21 protein-coding genes are annotated in these 24,022 nt (G+C 37.7%); 17 read left to right on the forward strand and 4 right to left on the reverse strand.

Annotated elements, in window-relative coordinates:
* Window positions 1-6 precede the first annotated feature (6 nt).
* The 11 genes from F3D3_RS15170 to F3D3_RS15220 all read left to right on the forward strand — a co-directional run bounded on the left by F3D3_RS15170 (window position 7) and on the right by F3D3_RS15220 (window position 10,999).
* Entirely contained in the window at window positions 7-1,050 is a 1,044-nt protein-coding gene (locus F3D3_RS15170) for a S66 peptidase family protein (RefSeq protein WP_069875260.1), read from the forward strand.
* On the forward strand, window positions 1,050-1,685 hold the full coding sequence (locus F3D3_RS15175; protein WP_069875262.1) for an HAD family phosphatase: 636 nt from the start codon (window positions 1,050-1,052) through the stop codon (window positions 1,683-1,685). Before F3D3_RS15170 ends, F3D3_RS15175 begins: the two co-directional genes overlap by 1 nt.
* 61 nt (window positions 1,686-1,746) lie before the next feature.
* Entirely contained in the window at window positions 1,747-2,061 is a 315-nt protein-coding gene (locus tag F3D3_RS15180) for a hypothetical protein (protein ID WP_175438399.1), read from the forward strand.
* A gap of 67 nt (window positions 2,062-2,128) precedes the next feature.
* The gene (locus F3D3_RS15185; RefSeq protein ID WP_069875266.1) at window positions 2,129-3,568 is read left to right on the forward strand and encodes an SEFIR domain-containing protein; all 1,440 of its coding nucleotides are present in this window, start codon (window positions 2,129-2,131) and stop codon (window positions 3,566-3,568) included.
* Between the two features lie 183 nt (window positions 3,569-3,751).
* Complete coding sequence (locus F3D3_RS15190) at window positions 3,752-4,810, forward strand: FRG domain-containing protein (RefSeq protein ID WP_069875267.1); 1,059 nt, start codon at window positions 3,752-3,754, stop codon at window positions 4,808-4,810.
* Between the two features lie 101 nt (window positions 4,811-4,911).
* A complete protein-coding gene (locus F3D3_RS15195; protein ID WP_069875269.1) occupies window positions 4,912-5,415 on the forward strand; it encodes a hypothetical protein in 504 nt (167 codons plus the stop codon).
* Between the two features lie 259 nt (window positions 5,416-5,674).
* Window positions 5,675-6,514 carry a hypothetical protein gene (locus tag F3D3_RS15200; RefSeq protein WP_069875271.1) on the forward strand — a complete coding sequence of 280 codons (840 nt, stop codon included), beginning with the start codon at window positions 5,675-5,677 and terminating at the stop codon, window positions 6,512-6,514.
* Between the two features lie 27 nt (window positions 6,515-6,541).
* Window positions 6,542-7,084: a hypothetical protein gene (locus F3D3_RS15205; protein ID WP_069875273.1), complete on the forward strand. Its 543-nt coding sequence runs from the start codon at window positions 6,542-6,544 to the stop codon at window positions 7,082-7,084.
* A 61-nt stretch (window positions 7,085-7,145) separates the two neighbouring features.
* Entirely contained in the window at window positions 7,146-7,643 is a 498-nt protein-coding gene (locus F3D3_RS15210) for a hypothetical protein (RefSeq protein WP_069875274.1), read from the forward strand.
* Window positions 7,644-7,790: 147 nt separating this feature from the next.
* Window positions 7,791-8,318 carry an SRPBCC domain-containing protein gene (locus tag F3D3_RS15215; RefSeq protein ID WP_069875276.1) on the forward strand — a complete coding sequence of 176 codons (528 nt, stop codon included), beginning with the start codon at window positions 7,791-7,793 and terminating at the stop codon, window positions 8,316-8,318.
* A gap of 26 nt (window positions 8,319-8,344) precedes the next feature.
* A complete protein-coding gene (locus tag F3D3_RS15220) occupies window positions 8,345-10,999 on the forward strand; it encodes a calcium-translocating P-type ATPase, SERCA-type (protein WP_069875278.1) in 2,655 nt (884 codons plus the stop codon).
* A gap of 148 nt (window positions 11,000-11,147) precedes the next feature.
* Here the strand turns inward: F3D3_RS15220 and F3D3_RS15225 are convergent, their stop codons facing one another.
* Window positions 11,148-12,428 (reverse strand): sensor domain-containing diguanylate cyclase, encoded by a 1,281-nt coding sequence (locus tag F3D3_RS15225; protein ID WP_069875280.1) that lies wholly within the window; start codon window positions 12,426-12,428, stop codon window positions 11,148-11,150.
* A 128-nt stretch (window positions 12,429-12,556) separates the two neighbouring features.
* Here F3D3_RS15225 and F3D3_RS15230 point away from each other — a divergent pair, with 128 nt between their 5' ends.
* The 3 genes from F3D3_RS15230 (at window position 12,557) to F3D3_RS15240 (ending at window position 15,838) form a co-directional block, all read left to right on the forward strand.
* Window positions 12,557-14,137, forward strand: coding sequence for a hypothetical protein (locus F3D3_RS15230; RefSeq protein ID WP_069875282.1), 1,581 nt, complete (start codon window positions 12,557-12,559; stop codon window positions 14,135-14,137).
* Window positions 14,138-14,159: 22 nt separating this feature from the next.
* Entirely contained in the window at window positions 14,160-14,711 is a 552-nt protein-coding gene (locus tag F3D3_RS15235; protein WP_069875284.1) for a GNAT family N-acetyltransferase, read from the forward strand.
* A gap of 254 nt (window positions 14,712-14,965) precedes the next feature.
* Window positions 14,966-15,838, forward strand: a complete 873-nt coding sequence (locus F3D3_RS15240; RefSeq protein ID WP_069875286.1) for a radical SAM protein — start codon at window positions 14,966-14,968, stop codon at window positions 15,836-15,838.
* Between the two features lie 21 nt (window positions 15,839-15,859).
* On the opposite strand, the gene F3D3_RS15245 is transcribed toward F3D3_RS15240, so the two are convergent.
* Entirely contained in the window at window positions 15,860-16,762 is a 903-nt protein-coding gene (locus F3D3_RS15245) for a CPBP family intramembrane glutamic endopeptidase (RefSeq protein WP_069875288.1), read from the reverse strand.
* Window positions 16,763-16,932: 170 nt separating this feature from the next.
* On the opposite strand from F3D3_RS15245, the gene F3D3_RS15250 reads away from it, so the two are divergent.
* Complete coding sequence (locus F3D3_RS15250) at window positions 16,933-19,071, forward strand: DNA topoisomerase III (RefSeq protein ID WP_069875290.1); 2,139 nt, start codon at window positions 16,933-16,935, stop codon at window positions 19,069-19,071.
* Here the strand turns inward: F3D3_RS15250 and F3D3_RS15255 are convergent.
* Window positions 19,054-19,692, reverse strand: a complete 639-nt coding sequence (locus tag F3D3_RS15255) for a YitT family protein (RefSeq protein WP_069875292.1) — start codon at window positions 19,690-19,692, stop codon at window positions 19,054-19,056. The two genes, F3D3_RS15250 and F3D3_RS15255, sit on opposite strands and share 18 nt — an antisense overlap.
* Before the next feature lie 185 nt (window positions 19,693-19,877).
* Here F3D3_RS15255 and F3D3_RS15260 point away from each other — a divergent pair, with 185 nt between their 5' ends.
* Window positions 19,878-21,356 (forward strand): PLP-dependent aminotransferase family protein, encoded by a 1,479-nt coding sequence (locus F3D3_RS15260; RefSeq protein WP_069875294.1) that lies wholly within the window; start codon window positions 19,878-19,880, stop codon window positions 21,354-21,356.
* Here the strand turns inward: F3D3_RS15260 and F3D3_RS15265 are convergent.
* Window positions 21,353-22,255, reverse strand: coding sequence for a DMT family transporter (locus F3D3_RS15265; RefSeq protein WP_069875296.1), 903 nt, complete (start codon window positions 22,253-22,255; stop codon window positions 21,353-21,355). The two genes, F3D3_RS15260 and F3D3_RS15265, sit on opposite strands and share 4 nt — an antisense overlap.
* 295 nt (window positions 22,256-22,550) lie before the next feature.
* Here F3D3_RS15265 and F3D3_RS15270 point away from each other — a divergent pair, with 295 nt between their 5' ends.
* Window positions 22,551-23,933, forward strand: coding sequence for a sigma-54-dependent Fis family transcriptional regulator (locus tag F3D3_RS15270; RefSeq protein WP_069875298.1), 1,383 nt, complete (start codon window positions 22,551-22,553; stop codon window positions 23,931-23,933).
* Window positions 23,934-24,022 lie beyond the last annotated feature (89 nt).

Consider the following 24,022-nt stretch of genomic DNA (forward strand, 5'->3'; position numbering starts at 1 on the left):
ACAATAATGATAAAACCAGCAAGACTAAAAAAGGGCGATAAAATTGCAATCGTCAGCTTATCATGGGGCGGTTTGGGCGATGAAGCATTTATTCACAAGTACCCTATTGCGAAACAAAGATTAGAAAATGATTTTGGTTTACAAGTCGTTACTATGCCTCATGCCCTTAAGGGAAGTGGTTTTGTAGCAACGCACCCAGAACTTCGTGCAAAAGATCTAATGGATGCCTTTGAAGACACTTCTATTTCTGCGATTTTTTGCGCTATCGGCGGAGACGATACCATACGTACACTTCCATTTATCAATTTTGAGACCATTCGCAATAATCCTAAAATATTTATGGGCTATTCAGACAGCACGATTAACCATTTCATGATGTATAAAGCAGGGCTTGTTTCTTTCTATGGACCCTCTGTTATGTGTGAATTCGGCGAATATGTAAAAATGTTTGACTATACCGTATCTGCTGTAAAGGATGTATTGTTTGGTGAATGGGCACATTATTTGCTTGCTTCAAGCCCTGAATGGACTGATGATTATGTTTTATGGAATGAAAACAATGTCAATATCCCTCACAAACTAAAAAAAGATACACACGGATACGAGATCATTAACGGTAGAGGCACTGTTAAAGGACATCTACTGGGTGGCTGTATCGATGTTTTTATGATGGCCATTGGAACAAAAATTTGGCCATCCATCAACGAATGGACAAATGCAATCCTGTTTATTGAGACAAGCGAGGATAAGCCATCTCCTGATTTTATTAAGTGGACTTTTAGAAATCTTGCAGCACAAGGGATCTTAAATGTTCTAAAAGGGATTATCGTTGGAAAACCACAAGGCGAAAAGTATTATGAAGCATACAAAACTGCAATTACTCAGGTGGTCTATACTGAAGAGCATTTGCATGAATTGCCTATAATTTATAATGTGAATTTTGGTCATGCCAAGCCGATCGGCATACTGCCTTATGGCATTATGGTAGAATTAAACTGCGCAGATAAAACGATTGTTTTTTTGGAGAGTGCAACGCTAGAGGTGCTATAATGCAAAAGATCAAACTTGTCTGTTTTGATTTAGATGATACTTTGATAAGAGAAACGCACTCTGTTATGATACCTTGTATAATCAATAATAAGGAAATGGAACATAACCTAATTCAGCAAAAAGAAATATCTGGAACATTGGATTATATTACCGCTGATTTTTTACGTGCAGAACTACTATGTGGCCTTGAAGAAACCAAGATAAAGGAAGGCTTTTTACAATTGGCAAAGCCTTTACAAAATATATCTGAAACAATATCACAACTTCACCAAAATAACATTAAATGTATCGTCGTAACGGTTGGTCCAATTCAAGTTGCAAAAGTTGTTAGCGCACTTTGGGGATTTGATTCATATTATGGTAGTGAATACGAAGTGCTGGATGGCATGTTTACAGGTAAAATAACTAAATATGTAAATTCAGAACAGAAAATTGAATGCCTAAAAGATTACTGTAGCAAAACTCATATTGATCCCAGTGAATGTATTTCTGTTGGAGACGGCGCCACAGACATTCCCGTATTCAAATTTTGTGGAAAATCAATCGCTCTAAATGCGTCAGAAAAAGTAAAAAAAGAAGCAACCTATTGGATAGATACAAGTGATTTGTTGGAAATATTAAAGGTAATTATATAACTCTTCAAACATAAAGGCTGTAGTGAGGTGAATTTTATTGCATAGATTTAAAGAACTTTTTATGACGTATTATGATTTTTTCAGGGGCGAAATTACTTACGAAGAATTTCATAGTTTTTTTAGAAGAAAAGATATGTTGCTCATCCAGTTTGTATGTCTTCTATCATTTCTGTTAATTATGGGTTATATAAATGATATGCCCTTATACGTGGCAATTGGTGCCTCCATAGTATTGGCTTATGGGATTTTGCTCCAAACAAAAGCGAAGACCATCAAAGAGCAGTTTATGTACAGTGCACTGTGGGCGATTTCGAGCTTTATTATTATTGTTCTAATTTTAATTATTGCAGTTGAAGTGTTTGGATTTATGAATTAACAAATGTTCAGTGATATCATAGTTAGGCAAAAGAATCAATTACCAACAAATAGTATGGAGGTTGCATATGAGTAAAGTGAAAATTGAAAATCCTAAAATATTCATATCTTATGCATGGGGAACGGAAGATTATCAAAATAAAGTTTTATCATTGGCAACAGAATTATCGAACGACGGGGTTGATGTACAACTTGATAAATGGTCTTTAAAAGAAGGAAATGATACTTACGCTTTCATGGAACAATGCGTTGCAGATACGAGTATTACTAATGTCTTAATATTGCTTGATAAGCAATATTCAATAAAAGCAAATTCTAGAAGTGGAGGTGTTGGAACCGAGACACAAATTATTTCGCCAGAAATATACAATAAAACTCAACAGGATAAATTTATTCCAGTTATTTTTGAGCGGGATGAAAACAATGAAATACACAAACCCACATATCTCAAAGGATTACTACATTTTGACTTATCTCTCAGCGAACAATATGATAATGAATATCAAAGATTAGTAAAGCGATTGTATGGAGTTGAAATTTTTCAAAAGCCTGATATTGGTAAAAAACCATCTTGGGTCGAAACACAGGTTACAGTAAGCACAAAAACTAGAAATGCCCATAGTATTTTAAAAACTAATATAACCTCGAGAGTTAAAAATGAGCAATTTGCTATGTTTCTCTCAAATATTAAGGATGAAATTGTAAGTTACACTTACAAAAATGATTTGCCTAGATTAACGTCAGAGGATCATTTATTGGCTTACGAAGGCATAAAATCAGTGCGTGACGAGTTCTTAGAATTGATGAGATATATTTCATTTGTTGACAATGCTGAGCATTATGTATCTAGTATGCTTGAAGAGACAATAAATACTGTTAAAAAAGATAATGGAATATTAAAAAATATTAAACTCACTCTTATACATGAAATGTTTTTATATATTATAGCAATTTTTTATAAAAAGCAGAATTTCGAAGGAATTTCTTACATTTTAGGGAAAACATATTTTGCGGATGATTACTCAATTAAAGCTGATAATTTTAATATTTTTTACTTTCATAATGAACAATTAGATGAGGCAGTTAACAAACGTGATGATAAAAAATACTACTCTGGCACAGCTCAATATTGGATAGAAAATATAAATATCGAAGTATGCTCGAAGAATGAATTTACCGTTGCGGATTTACTTTGCTATAACTATTCAATTTTTGGTGCAGATTATCACTATAATTGGTTTTGGTTTCCAATAACATATATCTATAGTGGCAATGATATGTCATTGCTGCGTACTTTAGCAACTAAGATGAAATCATTAGAACATTTTACTAAAACAACTAAGATCTTCGGTTATAATACTGTTCAAGACTTTAAACAAAAAATTGTTGAAATTGAAGCGAAAATTGAAAAAGGTGAACTAAATAAATACAGATATTCAGATTCGTTTGATAATGCACCTTTACTATGTGACTATATAAAGACAATAGAATTAGGTACATTAAAATAACTTAATATCTGAATTAGTGTATACAATTGATTCCATCGCCTAACACGTCGGTTACCTAAATCACTCAGATGTCACAGCCCTTGCAGTGCAAGGACTTCGCCACTTTTCCTAAGGGAAAAGGAGTGACTTCGGTAACCGCGGGAACGATGCAAGACGTTATCTGAAAAATTTTAGGAGAATTAAATGCAAAATATAAATAATGAATATGAAAATATTGCCAAGAGCAAAGGGGAAATCATACAGTCATATACAGAATTACTGGAGAAAGTATCTGATTTAGCTTATGATTTTCCAAAACATATATTGTATTTTAGGGGTCAAAAATATGATTATACTACCCTTGATGGAAGAACCACATTGTATCCATCGATATATAGAGGTTTTCTTTCAAAAGATGAAATTAAAGGACGATTTAAAATATTAGAGGGCTCATCAAAAGCACTTATTGATGTTTCCAAGAAATATAGTTTAAAAGGTATCTCTGAAATGAGAAAAAAGAAACAAATTTTGTGGAGTATTTTACAGCACTATGAAATATGCGATACCCCTTTACTCGATATTACTCATTCTCTGAGAACAGCATGTTCATTTGCACTAGAAAATAATGACGACTATGGATACGTCTATGTGTTAGCAATGCCGTATTTGACTAATCGGATTACATATAATTCGGAAGAAGACTTGCTGCTGGTTAGATTGCTAAGCATTTCACCACCTGCTGCTAAGCGCCCATTTTATCAAGACGGCTACGTTGTTGGAACGCCAGATGTCACCGACAATTATGAAAGAAAAAATGAATTAGATGTTGTAAATCGCTTAGTCAGTAAGTTTAAAATCAACAATAGTCAAATGTTTTGGGGAAATGTTTTTTCTCCTTTGAGCAATGAATTTATGTATCCCAGTGATGATACTTTTAGACAAATTCAACAAGAAGTAATTGAGTTAAGAAATAGAGGCTTTTATGACAATACCATTGGTGACTTTCTAAAATTGTGGAATGAATTAGAACGAGTCGTTAAAGGGCGTTCTAATTCAACTGAATATGCTTCAATAAATGTAGCCTATAAATTACTTAGTGATTCTAGCGAGCTGTTAAAAAAATATCACTCACAGTTTGACAAAGTAAGACAGTTTAGAAATGATTTAGTTCATGGAAAGACTAAAGGAATTGATGAACTAGAAATTGAGAAAAACATTATCATTTTACGAGATTTATTAGATGTTATTGATCAGCAAAGTTGAAGATAAATGTATGCTCTGTATGCGATGCTGTAATTTTTGCCCTGAATCAGCGATCCTGACTAAAGAATAACCAAAATACAACTCAAGCGAGGACTAAATCATTGAAGAAAATATATATCATCGGCATTGTAGGTGCAGGCAAAACAACATTTTCAAGAAACTTATCCCGAAAGCTTAACATCCATCCCTATGAAATAGATGAAATCGCCTATAAACAAACTGAAAAAGGTAGACTTAAGCAAAGTGATGAAGAGCAGATTGCAACATTCAAAAGGATTAATGAAAAGCACATCTGGATAATAGAGGGCACTTATAGACCTAGTTGTCAGTACTTATTAGAAAATGCGGATACCATAATATTTCTAGATCCACCACTGTATGTGAGAAAGATAAGAATCATCAAGAGATTTCTAAAACAGCAACTGGGTATAGAAACCAGTCCTTATAAATCAGACCTAAAAATGTTAAAGGCCATGTTTAAATGGACTCATGATTTTGAAAAAAATAGAAAGGATTTTGAAATGCTGCTAAAAACATATGGGTCGAAATTAATCGTCATTCGCTCGCGACGTGAACTCAAAAAAGTCTTAGAACAAGATTGCTGACAGGGACGTGCCCATAAATACATATGGTTATGCACATTTTAATGCATTTTTAATTTTTATTTGCTCTGTAAGTTTGGTACAATTGATATAGCTTTAAAGTCTCAAATTCCACAAGTTGAACGCCCCTCTGCCCTATGATGCGTTTACGGAAATTATCCGATACAACATACGATAGAGGGTTCCTGTGAAACTGGATTTTGACACTCGAACAACTTTATGAAGACACAGATATCACCGACTCGGAAAGCAGGTTAAATACATGAAAGACAAGCATTACAACACTTTTACCATGATAGGCCTAATTGCGTTAATCTGCCTGAGTACTTATTTATCGTATAAAGTGGTTCATCTTAATAGGGAATCTAGAGCTCTGTATGATACCGTTCATGAATTAGCTTATAGAGTAGAGGCACTTTCAGAGCAAATAGATCAATTAGAAAAGAAAGATCAACGCGTTCAAAATGCAAATTACAATGTGACTACAGTGGAGAAGGCAGAGACAATCCTTGGCAGTATTCAGTTTACTGCCAAACTCAATAAAATCACTGAAAATCAAAAGATCACCCTATTATACCGTCCTTCCAGTTCATCGGAATGGTTAAAACAGCCTATAGTGGTCAACGAAGGTCACCTAGAATCCAAATTTGAGTTGCCCTATACAGACGATTACGAACTTCAGATTATGTTCGAACAAGAAGGGGAAACTTTTTACGAAACACTTCCAAATTTGGACCTTCATACAAAATTAGACCATATGTTTTCTAGACACATCAACATGCATAAAGTCACAGGCAACAAAATGGAGTTTGATGCGCAAATTGTACTCTTTCAATCCGATTTTGGTGTGAAGCTGGATTCTGCTCTATGTCACATTTACTACAAGGATCAGCTTCAAAAAACTTATGATGTGATCCAAGAAACAGAAGCGGGAACTCAAAAAGAACCGCAATTACAAATGGAGCACCAAGATGCAGACTTTTGGTTTATCAACAAGAGTTACGCATTTGAAAATATCAATGATTTTAATCCTGAAAACATCAGAATCGAACTCCTATTAACCGATACTTTTGGAAACACGTATTTGACAAATTTTGAATGATACCCCCGATTAGAAAAGGTGGCGCAAATGAAAAAGTTAGATGTTACCAAAATGATATGGATTGCTTTTACAATTTTACTTTTTGTTTTATATCTGAGCAGCAATGTCGCACTCAAAGAAGCACGCAATCTCAATATCACTTTAAATGAAGCATTATTGACTCTGAAAACCAGCTCTACGGCTCAAACAGATCAACTCAATGAATCTGTGATCAAATTACAAGACGAATTAGACGCACTTACAACAGAACACAGCACACTATCACAATCCTATGAGGCACTGCTCATCAAATTGCCTATTATCGATGAATTTGAACTTTCATTAATCGAAAAAATGGGGATTACAGATCCCAACCAACTCTCTGAAGACTTAATGAATAAACCTGAGCTGATTCCATATGAAGGTGTATTGGGTGGCACAATGGCGTTTACTCAAGTTTACCTCATCAGTGATCAATGGGCATTTGCAAAATTTGAAGATGGACATATCATGGGGAGCGGGCTTTATCAGTATAAAGTAGGCAGTGATCATAGCATCACATGGGAATTGGTCAAGGCTAATCTTTATTAAGTTTAAGAGGTGAACGCCACAATTACAGATTGATATCAATAGAATCTAAGGAGTTTATTAAATGACCAAGAGACCCACACTCATTTCTTTTATTGCGTATATTAGCATCATCGCGGGTATTGCATCCTTTTTAGGCATTTTCTTTATGGGCTTCAGTACTCAAGAACCAATATCAAACAAGTTATTACTTCTAGACTTAATCTACAGTATACTATTTATGAGTACGGGTTATTATCTCTTAAAAGATCGAATCCTCGGATGGCAATTAGGACTCTTTAACCAATTACTTAGCGTCACAAAATGCTATGGCGCTTTAGTCTACATATTCATCAATATAAGTAGAATAGATTTTGATACAAATCACATTGGAGAGTATCTATTTAGATATGCCATTAATGCCCTCATAAGCATGGGCCTTGTTTATTATTTTCTAAATTTGAAAACGCTTAATTTTTTTAAGATTGACGGTAAAATTAAAATTTTAACACTTCAGTACGCCATTTTACTATCCTTTGTTTTCATTTCCATTCAAATTGTGACACATACTATTTCACTTTAATAAAGAAAAAAGCGACGGATTTTCAATAGAAGCGTTCAATAATGTTAGATTGCCCTTAAATTCGGGTAACATTGTAATATCCATCTTTCTCAAAAAAATCGAAACTGAATTGTTAAAGGTCTATCAAATTGTGTTGGGGGTGTCAAAATGAAAAACAAGCTTGTCATTACGGATCGAAAAATTCATAAAGTTAGTGTTGTCAATCAAAGTATTGAGCATTTGTGGTGGCTTTGGACCACTCATGAAGGCCTGAGAAAATTATTTGGTGCAGATAATAGAGTTGAACTAGAACCCTTTGGCGCCTTTGAAATTTACTTTAATGAGAATGAGGCTTCTGGGAATCAAGGCTCAGAATCGTGCCAAATTTTATCATACCTGCCCTACGAAATGCTTTCATTCACGTGGAATGCGCCCCCTTATAATACAGTTGTCAGAAATCACGCTTACAAAACTTGGGTCGTTGTGAAATTTAAAGAAGTCAATAATGGCTATACGGCTGTTACGTTGACGCATTTGGGGTGGCCAGCAGGTGAAGCTTGGGATGAAGCACTTACTTATTTTGAAAAAACGTGGGGAACAGTGATGAAGCGCATGGAGACCATTAGCGCAGATACTGTAGATCCCTCTTCATTTTTTATCAAAGATCAAGATGGCAAAATGATTGCCATTACTTGAAATAACGCAAGACGAAAGGAATTTTGATGAATCATATGCACAGCACAGATATAAAAACAATCGCTGATACCTTTAAGACGGACCTTGAGAAAGGATTAACCCCTCAGCAAGCACAAGAAAATCTTGTTACCTTTGGAGAAAACAAATTAGAAGCAACTTCTAAAAGAACACTTTTTAATATGATTATGGATCAGTTTAAGGATTTTACAGTCATTATTTTAATCATTGCATCCATTATATCCATTGCACTGGGTGAAATGGTGGATGGCATCGTCATCATTGGTATCGTCATCTTGAATGCCGCACTTGGCACTTATCAAGAAAATAAAGCAAGTAATGCCCTTGATGCACTAAAGTCCATGGCTTCGCCTAAGGCGAAAGTCTTGAGAGATCAATCCACTCAAGAAATTGATTCCAATCTTTTAGTCCCAGGAGATATCGTATTGCTGGAGGCAGGGGATTATGTGCCTGCTGACCTGAGACTGCTTGAAAGCGTTAATCTTAAAATAGACGAATCCGCTCTGACAGGTGAATCCGTGCCTGTTGAGAAAGACACGCATGCATCCGTATCTGAAAAAGCACCTATCGGCGATCGGATTAATAGTGCCTATTCAGGGACTATAGTGACTTATGGTCGAGGTAAGGCCATCGTCGTCAATACCGGAATGAAAACTGAAATCGGTCATATTGCCACTATGCTCAACGAAGCGCCAGACGATTTGACGCCACTTCAAAAAAAACTTGCTGAATTTGGAAAGCTTCTCGGCATAATCTGTATCGTCGTCAGCGTTGTCATCATGGGCCTTGGACTGCTTAGACATGAGGATTTACTTGAAATCTTTATGACTGCTGTTTCACTTGCCGTAGCCGCAATTCCTGAAGGTTTGCCCGCGGTGGTTACCACTGTATTGGCACTGGGCATGCAAAGAATGGTAAAAAGAAATGCGATTATGAAACGCCTAAGTGCGGTCGAAACACTTGGGAGTACAACTACAATCTGTTCTGATAAAACAGGGACTTTGACTCAAAATAAGATGACCGTTCAGAAAGTATACGCCAATCATAATGAGTACGATGTCAGCGGAACGGGTTACACTTTAGACGGTGCTATCGAGGGTGATACCGATAATCTCAAAATGCTCCTATTAAGTGCAACGCTTTGTAACGATGCCCTCATACAAGATGCAAAATGTATTGGGGACCCCACAGAGGGTGCTTTGGTTGTGCTTGCAGAAAAAGCAAAATACAGTCATGTGGCGTTAAGAGCATCTATTCCTAGAATAAACGAGTATCCTTTTGATTCCGTAAGAAAATTGATGACCACGGTCCACCAGATAGACGAGCAACTTGTAATGCTTACAAAAGGGGCACCAGATGAATTAATCGCTAGATGCTCAGAAATTTTGATAAATGGTAAAAAAGAAATTTTGACGGATGATTTAAAAGTCAATTATTTGGATCAAAATAAACGCTACGCTGAACAGGCACTAAGGGTTATTGGATATGCCTATAAAACGCTTCCACAAGACTATACATTAGAACAAGAAGAAAGTGATATGATCTTTTTGGGGCTTACAGGTATGATCGATCCGCCTAGAACTGAAGCGATTGATGCAATCGCCACTTGTAAAAAAGCCGGAATCAATGTGGTCATGATCACAGGAGATCATATCATCACAGCCAGTGCCATCGGTGACAAACTTGGCATCTTAGATCAAGCGCATCGCGCCATAGAAGGTGCAGAAATCAATGAACTCAGTGATGAAGCGCTCATGACTCTGGTTAAAGATGTCAACGTGTATGCACGTGTTTCTCCTGAGCACAAAGTTAGAATCGTCAATGCGATACAAGCTACAGGTCACGTTGTGGCCATGACCGGAGACGGTGTAAACGATGCCCCTGCACTAAAAAATGCGGATATCGGTGTTGCCATGGGCATTACAGGCACGGATGTAAGCAAAGAAGCTGCCGATATGATTTTAACGGATGATAACTTCGTGAGCATTGTCAGCGCAGTGGAAGAAGGGCGTATTATTTACAGCAACATTCGCAAATTTGTAGGCTTTTTACTCTCCTGTAATGTAGGTGAAATATTAATCATCTTCATCTCCATGTTGGCCAATTGGGGGGTGCCACTGGTGCCGATCCAATTACTTTGGGTAAACCTCGTTACAGACTCTTTTCCCGCTTTTGCTTTAGGGGTGGAAAAAGGCGAGAAGGGGATTATGGATCATCCCCCTCGAGATAAAGATGAACCTATCGTCAATAAAAAGATGGGTGTCGCTATTATTTTTCAAAGTATTGGACTCATGTTTGCCGTCTTATCGGCATTTAAAATTGGAATGTCGATTGCGATTCAATCGGGAGCAAACGATCCTTTACTACTTGCCAGAACGTTTGCCTTTATGACACTTATTTTTGGAGAGATGCTACGTGCGTACTCCGCTAGGCGCGAAGATCAGTATTTGTGGCAATTTAATCCCTTTGGCAACAAGTATTTAAACATCTCTGTGTGCATTGCGATAGGCCTTTTATTTGTGGTGGTCTATACGCCGTTTTTACAAAATATATTTAAAACGACCTCCATTAGTACTGAAAACTTTTTGATGATCTTAGGCCTGAGCTTTATTCCAACAGTCTTTGGCGAATTTTCAAAATTCATTATCAAGCGCATGAAGTAGACAGTAGACCCGTGAGGTCCCCCTATTAGACGAAAACTAAAAATAGCTTTGAGACGTCACAAAATCTCAAAGCTATTTTAATGAATTTTTACTACTTTTTTAAGAACTTAATCCAATCAAAAGATTATAATGTAATGAGTAAAGCGGATCAATAACGCACACGATTTCGACCGTTTGTTTTGGATTCATACAGTTTGTCATCTGCATACTTAATCATTTTATCAGAAGTATCACAAGCTTCAGAAAAACTCGCCACACCAAAAGATGCCGTTATTTTTATGGATAGCTCTTGATAAATAAAAACATGTTTAAAGAGTATATCCCTAAGTTTTTCGGAAATTTCGATAGCCTCTTTTACATTGGTTTCAGGCAGTAAAATGATGAATTCCTCACCACCCCAACGTGCGACAGAATCTATACGCCTCACATTTTTTACAATGATCTGTGAGACTTCTGTTAGGATTAAATCACCACCACCGTGACCATAGATATCGTTAACGGCCTTAAAGTGATCTAAATCAAACATTATAATAGAAATGCCCTTTTTATATCTGGCATGTCGCTCTATTTCTCTTTGAAATAATTCGGTGAAATAAGTTCTATTGTAAAGTTTTGTGAGACCATCTGTACGAGAAAGTATCAGCAATTCTTCAAGAAGAGAACTCTTTTCAGAGATATCTCTTAAGACGGCAGTCATTTCTAATTTTCCATTGACATAAATTTTGGAAATAGTGACCTCAAGTGGCACTTCAGAACCATCACGCCTTAAACCGGTTATCGCAGAACGCTCTTGCATAGGTCTTGAAGTAATTGTAGATTTTTCAAAATGATGCACATAATCCACGTGCTTCTCTCTAAACCGAGCAGGGATTAAATCCGTTAAAGGCGATCCCACTGCAGTTTTAGAATTTATCCCGAAGATTTCACAAGCAGCTTTGTTGATCATCATGATATTTTGCTCATCATCTACGGAAATAATACCATCATAGGCAGATTGGACAACCGCTTCATATCGGTTATTGACTTCGCTTAACTGTTTTTCAAGTATTTTTTTCTCAGTAATATCAATACAGGTGTTGATAACACGCGAAGGAGGACCCTCTTCAATTAAAACAGGTGAAAAAATAGAACGCCACCACTTGGTTGAAAATTTATATTCATAAATAAGTTCTATTTCTTTAGAGAGCATTGATTCAAGCGCTTCATTCATGAGTTTAACAATTTCATGAATATTATAACTTGGGAATATTTTTTTGATCTCTTGATTTAAACTTTCTTCAACAGTCCCTTTCATTAAATTTTCATAGATTTTATTGGCCGATATCAATACAAACTTGCCATTTTCGGAATCTTTTTCGTAAATTGCAAAGCCTGCACCGATGCGCTCAATAGAATCCTTTAAAAGTTCATGATTTCCATTGTTAAACATAGGGCGTTCTCCTTTTTAGAATTAACAGTTCAAGTTTATTTATCCCTATTAATACCCAAAATTATTGCTACTATGCGATTATAACCTTATTGGATAATCGTTATTCATGCACACATCGGAGGTTCAAAATGAAAAAAGTATTACCACTATTTTTAGGACTTTTACTTTTGGTTGTATCGGTATATCTTTTTATGCCCGTACTTTCCTTTAATTTTTTACAATTGCCATTTATACTGCTCATCGTCTTTTTTGTGCTTTTTTTAACCACGCTCATCGGCGTGAAACAAGCTGAAGACGTAGGATTTAAGCAAAAGATCACTGGCGGTTTATTTATCATTGTACTTGTTTACATGCTTGTTGCACTCATCGGTTCATCATCATTTTTCACTTGGAAGACAAAGCTAGGTGAACTCAACATTAAAGAAATCAGCACTTTCGATGAATCTGTTCCCAATGTCGATATGCAGAATCTCGTGATTCTCGATGAAGACGACGCAAGGCGTGCTTCTGAAAAACTAATTACTGAAAAAGACCCTTCCATGGGCAGTTTGTTCCAAATCGGAGAAGGGACGTTAAGTGTTGTCAACGATAAACCTTATTGGGTATTTCCTATGGAGTACAGAGGCTTCTTTAAGTGGATTTCAAATCGCGGCGAAATTCCAGGCTTTTTAAAGGTCAGTGCCACCAATTTCAACGAAGCAGAGTTCGTCTCTTATAAATTTGCAGTTTCACCTACAGGCTACCTTGGCGATGATTTAAAAAGATCGCTTTACTTTCAATACGGTCAGTACGGCTTAACCGATTTCTCTTTTGAAATCGATGATGAGGGCAAAGGCTACTGGGTTGTCACAGCTTATACGCATGACACCTGGATTTCGACAATGAAAGTAGCTGGGACGATCATCGTTGATCCTGTCACCAAAGAGATGGTCTATTATCCTGTGAATGAACAGCCAAAATGGGTGGACCGTGTGTACTCCATGGCCACGTTTGACACTCAACTCAATTGGTACGGTAAGTATATAAACGGTTGGTGGAATCCTTCTGATGAAGGTAAACTCACAGATACTGAGGGCAAAGGCTATGTCTTCAAAGACGGTGAAATTTACTTCTATACTGGCCTTACCAGTGTAGGTAAAGACAGTGCCACAACAGGCTTTGTCATTTACAATCCTAGAACTGGGGAAGCTTACTACAACCGAATCTCAGGTTCTATTGAACAAAAAGCGATTGGTCTCATGGAAGAACTTGTTCAAAATGCAGGCTATAAAGCAAGCTATCCTTATCTACTCAACATCAATGGTGAAGCCACTTATTTTTCTACCCTGAAAGGGAATAGTGGGAATGTCGTTGGTTATGGGTTCGCTTCGGTACAAAACTATAAAGCCGTTGCTTGGGGCAAAACATTAAGGGAAGCGCAAACAGAGTATAACAGAGCCTTGTTAAGAGAAGGGGGGACAAATGCCTTATCTGACCAGACGCTTGATTTAAAAAATGCAAAAGGTTTAATTTCAAGAATAGGAACGCTCACAGAAGGGTATTATATCATTAAGCTTGAAAATGATGATATGCTTTACGTTGTGAACTCTGAGCAATTTCCAATGGTTTCGTTAAGTAGTGCAGGAGACCAAGTTACGATTTCACATCTTAAAGTAGATGATACGGGTAAAATTGACGCCATAGATTATGTAAATCATAGTATCAAGTAAATTTATTTTAGGAGGAATGGCTATGAGTAATGATTTAATTAAGCATCATAGAGTGCCTACATTATTGACATCACGACTAAGATTAAGAGCTATAGAAACAAAAGATGCACCTTCTATATTCGAAATGAGATCTAATCTGGAAAATATGAAATTTGTTAAAATGTCACCTTATGAAAATACCGAACGCGCCCTTAAATTTATAAAAAATGTTGAAAGTGATATGGATCATGGCAAGGTTTTTTATTGGGTGCTTGAACTCGAGGGTTCACTTGATGTCATTGGCACCATATGCTTATGGTCATTTTCTAAAGATCGCAAAAATGCTGAAATTGGATACGAGCTGCTGTCCACTATGCAAGGGCAGGGCTATGCCGATGAAGCCTTAAAAGCGGTTATAAAATTTGCTAAAAATGAGCTTATGCTCAAGCAAATTGATGCCGTCTCACATGAGGACCACAGCGCCTCATTAAAATTACTGACCAACAACAATTTTACTCTATTAGGATATTTGAATGAAATTGATCCCTCCGTAAAGCATGGTGAGAAAATGAAACTCTATTCCATTACATTGTAATGGATAAGGGTTTTGATATTGAACTAAACTAAACTAAGAGCCTAAGCGTCATTATTACGCATAATGACGCTTAGGCTTTTGTGTGATATTTACCAAATGCGTATTCATCTATTTAACGCATCCATTTTACAATTACAATTATGGCTCAATATATGGTAAACTAGTAGTGCACAAACCAAGTCTGGTTAGAGTGTCAAAAGTCAAAAGTTGAGCAATTCTCTACCATTTAAACTAACGACAGCAGAGGTATAACCATGAGATATGAAGGCACTGTGTATAGACCCCCAAGTGAATCCGATAGCTTAATTCTGCAAGTGACCATTGGCTGCGCTTATAATAAGTGTACATTTTGCAGTATGTATAAAGACAAACAATTTAGAATGCGTTCTGAAAACGAAATCTTTGAAGATATTGAAGTTGCCAGAAAAATGTACCCTTATGTGGACAAATTCTTTTTAGCGGATGGCAACGCACTTGTGATGCCTACCGAAAAACTCAGCCGTATTATCGAGAAAATTAAAACGCATTTTCCGGAGTGTAAAAGAATTGGCATCTACGGATCATCTTCGGATATTCTTTTAAAATCAAGTGAAGACTTAAAATATTTAAAGCATCTCGGGGTAGGCATTATCTATATGGGCATCGAATCTGGATCAGACCAAGTTTTATCCCTTGTTAAAAAGGGGGCCACGGCCAATCAAATCATTGAAGCAGGACAGAAAATTATGTCACAAGGCATTTTACTTTCAACAATGATCATCTCTGGACTTGGCGGTGAACCCTTATGGGAAGAACATGCCCTTGAATCTGCTAGAGTCATTAATGCGATTGATCCCGACTACATCGGCCTTTTAACGCTTTTGGTCGACCCTCATGCGCCACTTGCAGATGAAATTGATCAAGGCAAATTTGAAGTCCTAAAACCCATAAATGTTCTTAGAGAAACCCTTTTATTGGTGCAAAATATTGACGTGAGTCATGCGCTCTTTAGGAGTAATCACGCCTCTAATTATGTGGCTTTAAGAGGCGTTTTCCCCGAAGATCAAACAAGAGTTTTAGGACAAATTGAACGTGCGATAGAATGCTATCGAGATGAAGATTTATCGGATCACAATAGAAGACTTTAACAGGGGCATCTGTAAAATGGATTAAGCATCCATCTGCTGATCAAGCACTTGCTTCCACGGCAATCGATATACCATGATAATGCTTATCATCAGAACAAGTGAGACCAAAAGGCCACCTTCTGGTCCAAATGCTCCCCCTGTAATAAGGTCTGCACCCACTAAATCGGTCTGAATAAAGCTGCCTGCATCCATTGTATTGCCACTTACTTCTAACCCGAATAGACTGCCTTGTGCCCAGTTCCATGCACTATGAGCCCCACAAGCGCCCCATAAATTTTCAGTTTTGAGCGCATATAGACCGAAAAAAAGACCTACTAAAATGATATTGATGATCGCTATATAACTCACATGCTCATTTAGCAGATGCAAGGCACCAAACAGGGTAGAGGAAAAGATCAGTCCAAACGGCAAGTTATATCTTACTATGAGTACATTCATCAACCACCCTCTCGTCAGTATTTCTTCACTTGCACCTTGTATGAGCCATCCTGGTAGAACGATTAATATACTTGGAATGGCTAAGACACCCACGGTTATACTTGGATTCTGTGATACTTTTGCCTGTCCCGTAACAAACATCAGGATCATAACAGCGGTAAACATCACAAGACCAATAATAAAACCCTTGATGTAGTTTATCAACATATTGTTTCTATAGAATCCAAGAGTTCTAAATGTACGTTTTTCAACAAAATGAATCCAAATAAACATCAGCAATATGGACATACCACATGTCAGTGTCAAAAGCAGGGCTGTACACAATGCAGCATTAGATATGTATGCTTCTACAGAAATGAAAAGCATAAAACCCAAAATCTGCCCTATAAATATAATGACAATTGCTAAAATAGGGGCCAAAATAAAATTGGGTAAAAACTTTGAACTTGAAGTACTTTGAATGAGTTTGAGTTGATTTTTGTCCATAATATACTCCTTTAATTTTTAGTATTATAACCCTTGATGAAATAGGATTGCGCAAGGGTTACGAAGGTAGCGAAGCGAACTGAGTATACGCTTTGATCCTCAGTATAAGTATATCATTACTATAGATTATTTTCGATATTTATAAATTTAACCAATGTTAGGAGAAAAACATGAGTAAAATAGCAGTACTTGCTGAAAAACCATCTGTTGGGCGAGATATCGCCCGTGTACTGAATTGCAACAAAAAAGGAAATGGTTGTATTGAAGGGGACAAGTACATCGTCACTTGGGCACTTGGCCATTTAGTCACCCTTGCGGACCCAGAAACCTATGACCAAAAGTACGCCAGCTGGAAACTTGAAGATTTGCCAATGCTACCAAGTCCCTTAAAACTTGAAGTGATTAAGCAAACGGGTGGACAATATAAAGCCGTCAAAGAAATCCTTCTGAGAAAAGATGTCAGTGAAATCGTCATCGCAACAGATGCCGGTCGTGAAGGCGAATTGGTTGCAAGATGGATCCTTGAAAAAATAAATTTTAAAAAGCCCATTAAACGCCTTTGGATTTCTTCTGTAACGGACAAGGCCATCAAAGAAGGCTTTTCAAAGTTAAAAGAGGGGAAAGCCTATGAGTTGCTTTACGCTTCAGCAAGAGCGCGTTCTGAAGCAGACTGGTATGTCGGTATGAATGCCACGCGCGCATTGACGTGTAAATTCAATGCACAACTCTCCTGTGGTAGAGTCCAAACGCCAACCCTTGCCATGATTTCCAAAAGAGGCGATGAAATTCAAAACTTTAATGCCAAGCATTACTATGGCATCAGTGCCGTTTCAAACGGTTTAAAACTCACATGGTTTGATGAAAAGAACAATGCGCAGAGTTTTGATGAAAATCGAATCCAAACGCTCATAAATACTTTAAAAAACAAAAATGGCACGGTTCAAAGTGTTGAAAAATCACTTAAGAAGACCTATTCTCCCGGATTGTATGACCTGACAGAACTTCAAAGAGATGCGAATAAATTATACAATTTTTCTGCTAAAGAAACATTAAATCTGATGCAAAAACTATATGAAGAACATAAAATTTTAACGTATCCACGTACAGATTCCAGATACATTTCACAAGATATCGTCGCTACTCTGAAAGATAGGCTTAAAGCCTGTGGTAATGGCGATGTGGCAAAGATTGCCTTTAGGCTGACTAAAGAACCTATCCTCGTTTCAAAAGCCTTTGTGGATGATTCTAAGGTTTCTGATCACCATGCCATCATTCCCACGGAACAAGCCGTAAATCTCTCAAAACTGACCAGTGATGAACGCAAAATTTATGATCTTGTGGTCAAACGCTTCATTGCGGTCCTATTGCCACCCTTTGAATATGAGCAGACAAGTCTTGTCGTGACCATTGAGAAGGAAAAGTTCAGAGCAAAAGGCAAAGTCATCTTAAAACAAGGTTGGAAAGAAGTCTACAACAATTACTATGAAGACGATGTCGCCGACGATTCCCTTAAAGAACAAATTTTACCGAGCCTCAAGAAAGGGGATACGCTTAATATCAACGGTGTTCATCTGACAAAAGGCGTCACTTCACCACCGCCCTTATTTACTGAGGGCACGCTCCTTACAGCGATGGAGCATCCAATCAAAAATATGCCCTACGGCATAGGCACTGTTGCAACCCGAGCGGATATCATCGAAAAATTGCTTAATAGTTTTTTGATTGAAAAAAGCGGAAAGTACCTCCAAATTACCTCTAAGGGCAAACAATTGCTTCAGCTCGTGCCACCAGTGCTCAAATCAGCAGAACTCACCGCAGATTGGGAACAAAAACTTGAACTAATTGCCACAGGCAAGCTCAAAAAAGAGCAATTTATAAATGATATCAAAATGTTCTCAAAAGAGAGTGTTCGAGATATCAAAAACAGTCAAGAAACTTTTAAACACAACAATCTCACCAGAGAAAAATGTCCTGACTGTGGTAAATTCATGCTTGAAGTCAGTGGCAAGAAGGGCAAGATGCTCGTCTGTCAAGATCGTGAATGTGGTTATAGACGTGGTATATCTAGGGTAACCAATGCAAGATGCCCGAACTGCCATAAAAAACTAGAACTCAGAGGCACAGGGGAGTCACAACTCTTCGTCTGTCCATGTGGCCATAAAGAAAAAATGTCCGCCTTTAATGAACGCCGAAAAGAAGCTGAGAATAAAGGCAATCAAAAAGACGTACAGAAATATCTTCAGGAGCAAAAGAAGAATTCCGAATACGTCTCACCGCTTGCAGATGCACTATCAAAGTTGAAACTTTAAGGATAGGTATTGATGGTCAATACTTTTAACATCAAAATGGAGTGTCTTGAAAGTCCAATGTACGATTGGGCCTATACCCACACCAAGTATCAATGTGCCAATACCGACCTTCGCACCTAACATAAAACCAATAATAAGGACTGTGACTTCGATACTGCTTCGAATGAGCCCCACCTTTTTATTGGTTTTTTTAACGAGTCCAACCATTAAGCCATCTCGAGGGCCACTTCCAAAGCCAGCGCCCATATAAAAGAAGGTCGCAAGCGAAATGACAAACATGCTAAGCACCACCATGATTACGCCACCTGAAAGTGTTGTCATTTTGGGAACGATGTTATTGCTTAATAAAAAATCTACGATGGAACCAATGCCAAGTACATTGACCACTGTACCAAAGCCAATCTTAATCCCCATAAAATAATTGATCCCCAAAACGATAATCCCAACAGCAATGGTCGCTTGTCCAAAAGTAATTCCAATCACATTGGATATGCCTTGATGAAAAGTTGCCCACGGCGCAATGCCGATATCCGCTCTCATGGAAATCACAATACCAAGTGCATAAAGAAAAATGCCAAAGAAGAGTCTCATAATTCTCATGCTCATTTTTTTAACGTTCATTCATTACCTCCGTTTAATCTAACGCTTGCTTGATCATTCAAACTTTAATTTATTATAAGGGCTTGCGTATAGAACAGTCAAAAATAAAGTAGAACAATTTTACTTTTTTCATATAGAACAGTAGAACAGTTTGTATTATAATAGAAGTGTGCCCTCAAATTCATCGTAATCGTCAGGAGAGACCTATGAAAATAACCCTTGATCGCAATAGCAAAACGAGCTTAAAACAGCAGTTATATGATGAGTTTGAAAACCGTATCACCTCTGGGATACTGACATCCAATACGCCACTGCCCTCTATTAGAACAGTGGCAAAATCATCTGAAATCAGTCCTATGACCGTTGTAAAAGTCTATGAACAACTTGAAAATAAAGGCCTAATCTATAAAATTCAAGGCAAGGGCAGCTTTGTAGCAGACAATAAGTTCATATTAGAAGAAAAAACAGAGCTGATTAACGGCCAGTGGCAAGATAAAATTCAAGATTATGTGGTTCGAGCGGGCTTTACGCAGAGAACACTCCGCTATAAAAATTCAACAAGCTACAATCTTGGAACGGCTTCCTTACATGAAAGATTTTTACCCACACAATATATAATGGATCACTTCCTAATGCAGTATGACCTAAAAAAAATGATCAAGCACCCTCCAGTAGAGGGGTATCCCGCTATGATCGAGAAAGTCTGTCAGTATGTAGTGGACAAAGGGATTGAATCCAGCTCTGAAAATGTGGTCATCACAAGTGGCTCTCAATCTGGTATCAACTTGATTGCACAAACCTTCATTGCACATGGTGATGTGGTTGTAATTGAGTCTCCCTCTTTTCCAGGTGCGATAGACGTCTTTAAAAGTAGGGGCGCTCAGATTTTAGAAGTGCCAATGACGCCTAAAGGCATCGATGTCAATGCCCTTTTGGTGATTTGCGAAAAACACCCCGTTAAACTGCTCTATACCATGCCGAATTTTCATAATCCTACAGGGTATTCTGCACGATTTGATGTGCTTCAAGAGGTGATCGCACTCGCTCGGGAACACAACTTTTTAGTGCTTGAGGATGACTCGTGGGGGGATCTATACTACGATCGCTTGGAACGGCCACTTAAGAGCATTGACGACGAGGGGAGAGTATTATACCTCGTTGGATTCAGCAAGACATTAGGGCCTTCATTAAAGCTCTCTGCGATTATTACGGACCCCATACTGAGGCAAAAATTAGTCAATGCCAAATCGAGTATTGATTCTAGTGCACCTTTGCTCAGTCAAATTATTGTGTCATCATACCTTGGCGCTGTGGCGCATAAACAACATTTGATTTGGGTGAGACATGAGTTGAAAGCACTTATGACACGTGTAAAAGCACATATTGATGCCATAGCGCCCCCATATCTCAAAGTGGCTTATCCACATGGCGGATTGGTCCTCTGGATGACTTTACCACCTATTTTTGACTGCAAGCTCTTGTATTACAAACTCATGACCGACGAAAGCATTACAGTGCTTTTGGGTGAACATTGCTATAGCAGCATCAACGGCAATAATCAATTTAGAGTTTGTTTTTCCTATGAAGAAGAGGCTCACGTCATCGAGAGCCTCACTAAAATAATCCATATGATAGAAAACTTATATCCACTTATGCAGAGGTGTTCACAGTCTCCAAACACTTAAATCACGCTCTTTTTCACCTTATGCCCTTGATACTGTGAAATAAAAATAGAAAGGACGATTAGAGATAGCCCTACCGTTTTAAGCATCGTAATGGACTCATTTAAAAACAAACGCCCAATCAGCACTGAAACCAATAATTCCAATGTAGAAATGATCCCCACGATGGAAAGATCTATTTTTTGACCAAGACCTCTGAAGTATGAAAAATAAGCAAATGCAGCTGGAACAAGTCCCATCGTCACAGACAAAGCCATGATATCCAGCTTTGAAAACAGCGTTACAAAATCATGGCTAGGGACGAATGGCGTTATCGCCACTGTTCCAAATACAAAACTATAAAAAATAACCGTCAAGGGATCATAACGCTCAATTGCAATTTTACTTGTGATGGAGAGCATCGCATAAATAACCGCCGAAAGCAAACCTAGCAAGATCCCTTTTTGATTCATATGAAGTGCCGCCAGATGACCCCCTGTTATTGCCATAAACGCGCCTAACAAGCAAACAACAAGGCCTATTTTTTTAAAAGGGTTTAAAACTTCTTTAAAAATCAGCCACGATAGTATTGTGATTAAAACAGGGGCTACATAGAGTAAAACCGCTGCTGACGCCACGCCAATAATCTCAATCGTTTTAAAGTAAATCAGATTAAAAGCAGCCTGAGTGAAAATACCCATGAACCCCATCATCAGAAGCCCTTTTAAATCCACTTTAAAGCAATTTCCAGACTTAAGTGTCATTATAACCGCCAAAATCAGAGCCCCATAAAACAGTCTAGTAAAGACGATCGCTTCAACGGAAAGGCCCATACCACTTAGAATTTTAACAAAGAGACCGATTGTCCCCCAGAATACAGCGGCTATTGCAACGCTGATATACCCATTATTAAAAGATGTCATCTTAACCTCATTTCTCAACCCGCATGCCATTTACAGTGATGTGTGGTTTATTTTATGCCGCCTATTCCTTTAGCAAAATATATGCCAATGCGCTTGGCCTCCGTTCACCCAATGTTTTAATAAATCTGTTTTACACACATTCCAAATGCTCAACCGGTTCCTTCCCAGTTCATTAGAACTAAGTCTCTTTTGACTTATTTTCTATTTGCATCGTCTTAAAAACAGTACATTTAAGTTGTTTTTGACTTGAATATATTTATATTTAAGTTATAATTGACTTGAAAGGAGTGATCACATGAAAAATATAGCGCATCATGACTGCTTTTATAAAAGAATTTTAGAAACATCACACGATGAAATATGGGTTTCTGACCATGAGGGTAAAACGATATATTGCAACAAAGCTTTCGAGCGAAATTATGGGATGAAACGTGAAGAAATAATGGGGAAGACCGCTATGTATCTCGTGGAGAATGGCTATTCTGATCAAACGCCTATAACAGAAGTTTTAAAGTCTAAAAAGCCTTGCACGCTTCCACAAAAAACCGTCACAGGCATAAATTTAATGATCACTGCAACCCCCGTTGTCAATCGTCAAGGGGATATCGAATTTGTTGTGGCAAACACCAGAGATATCACAGAACTTGAGCAACTCAAACGCGATATGACCACTCAGACAGATCAATTGGATCGATACAAGCAGGAAATTGATGTGATTCGCAAACAAAATGTTTTTCAGCCATCACTCCATCAATTTAAAAGCCATACGATGACAAGATTATATGAAACGATAGAGAGAATCGCCGCTACAATGGCGACGGTTATGATACAAGGAGAGTCGGGCACAGGTAAAACGGAGATTGCTAAATTAATCCACCAGAGAAGCCATCGCGTCGAGGGCCCCTTTATCACCATAAATTGTTCTGCTATACCCAATGAATTATTTGAATCCGAGTTCTTCGGATATGAATCGGGGGCTTTTACAGGGGCAAAAGCTAAGGGTAAAAAGGGCTTGGTTGAACTCGCGGATAAAGGGACACTCTTTTTAGATGAGATCGGCGAAATTCCCATCCTCATGCAATCTAAATTACTTCAATTTATACAAGAACAAAGCTTTACAAAAGTTGGCGGTGACAAATTGTGTTCTGTAGACACTCGGATCATTGTCGCAACGAACCGAAACTTATTAGAACGCGTTCATGAAAAACTGTTCAGGGAGGATCTCTATTATAGGCTCAGTGTCGTTTCAGTAGAGCTGCCACCTTTAAGAGAACGCAGAGAGGACATCGATAGCTTGGTACAGTACTTTCTAAACAAATACGCCTCAGATTACAGTGTCGAGAAAAAAATGACTGCAAATGCGCTAAAGCACTTAAAACATCACACATGGCAGGGCAACATACGCGAACTTCAAAATTTGATTCACAATCTCGTCTTAATGACCACAGGGACCGTCATTCAAGTCTCAGATCTACCACCTTCAATGCTGGTGGATATTGCCCCTAAAATGGATGACATCGATCTGGATCATATTGTTTCACTGTATGAAGGTGCCATTGTTAAAGCCTGTTATGACGCCAGTAAAAGTTCTTATAAACTTGCCAAGGCTCTAAACATCTCTCAAAGTAGGGCCATCAGATTGATTAAAAAATATGTTAAACCTACAATAGAAGATTAAAAAATAGAAGATTAAAAAATAGAAGATTTAAAAACACCCTGTTCTCTAATCGGATTTTGATTAATCCTTTTTGAACAGGGTGTCTTTAT

It is taken from the genome of Fusibacter sp. 3D3, assembly GCF_001748365.1.
Taxonomy (GTDB): domain Bacteria; phylum Bacillota; class Clostridia; order Peptostreptococcales; family Acidaminobacteraceae; genus Fusibacter_A.

Coding starts and splice junctions, on each gene's coding strand:
- F3D3_RS15240 (WP_069875286.1), top strand. CDS start 14,966: ATGAGATATGAAGGCACTGTGTATAGACCCCCAAGTGAATCCGATAGC.
- F3D3_RS15205 (WP_069875273.1), top strand. CDS start 6,542: ATGAAAAAGTTAGATGTTACCAAAATGATATGGATTGCTTTTACAATT.
- F3D3_RS15255 (WP_069875292.1), bottom strand. CDS start 19,692: ATGAACGTTAAAAAAATGAGCATGAGAATTATGAGACTCTTCTTTGGC.
- F3D3_RS15235 (WP_069875284.1), top strand. CDS start 14,160: ATGAGTAATGATTTAATTAAGCATCATAGAGTGCCTACATTATTGACA.
- F3D3_RS15175 (WP_069875262.1), top strand. CDS start 1,050: ATGCAAAAGATCAAACTTGTCTGTTTTGATTTAGATGATACTTTGATA.
- F3D3_RS15210 (WP_069875274.1), top strand. CDS start 7,146: ATGACCAAGAGACCCACACTCATTTCTTTTATTGCGTATATTAGCATC.
- F3D3_RS15220 (WP_069875278.1), top strand. CDS start 8,345: ATGAATCATATGCACAGCACAGATATAAAAACAATCGCTGATACCTTT.
- F3D3_RS15170 (WP_069875260.1), top strand. CDS start 7: ATGATAAAACCAGCAAGACTAAAAAAGGGCGATAAAATTGCAATCGTC.
- F3D3_RS15180 (WP_175438399.1), top strand. CDS start 1,747: ATGACGTATTATGATTTTTTCAGGGGCGAAATTACTTACGAAGAATTT.
- F3D3_RS15250 (WP_069875290.1), top strand. CDS start 16,933: ATGAGTAAAATAGCAGTACTTGCTGAAAAACCATCTGTTGGGCGAGAT.
- F3D3_RS15245 (WP_069875288.1), bottom strand. CDS start 16,762: ATGGACAAAAATCAACTCAAACTCATTCAAAGTACTTCAAGTTCAAAG.
- F3D3_RS15230 (WP_069875282.1), top strand. CDS start 12,557: ATGAAAAAAGTATTACCACTATTTTTAGGACTTTTACTTTTGGTTGTA.
- F3D3_RS15185 (WP_069875266.1), top strand. CDS start 2,129: ATGAGTAAAGTGAAAATTGAAAATCCTAAAATATTCATATCTTATGCA.
- F3D3_RS15265 (WP_069875296.1), bottom strand. CDS start 22,255: ATGACATCTTTTAATAATGGGTATATCAGCGTTGCAATAGCCGCTGTA.
- F3D3_RS15260 (WP_069875294.1), top strand. CDS start 19,878: ATGAAAATAACCCTTGATCGCAATAGCAAAACGAGCTTAAAACAGCAG.
- F3D3_RS15200 (WP_069875271.1), top strand. CDS start 5,675: ATGAAAGACAAGCATTACAACACTTTTACCATGATAGGCCTAATTGCG.
- F3D3_RS15190 (WP_069875267.1), top strand. CDS start 3,752: ATGCAAAATATAAATAATGAATATGAAAATATTGCCAAGAGCAAAGGG.
- F3D3_RS15215 (WP_069875276.1), top strand. CDS start 7,791: ATGAAAAACAAGCTTGTCATTACGGATCGAAAAATTCATAAAGTTAGT.
- F3D3_RS15225 (WP_069875280.1), bottom strand. CDS start 12,428: ATGTTTAACAATGGAAATCATGAACTTTTAAAGGATTCTATTGAGCGC.
- F3D3_RS15270 (WP_069875298.1), top strand. CDS start 22,551: ATGAAAAATATAGCGCATCATGACTGCTTTTATAAAAGAATTTTAGAA.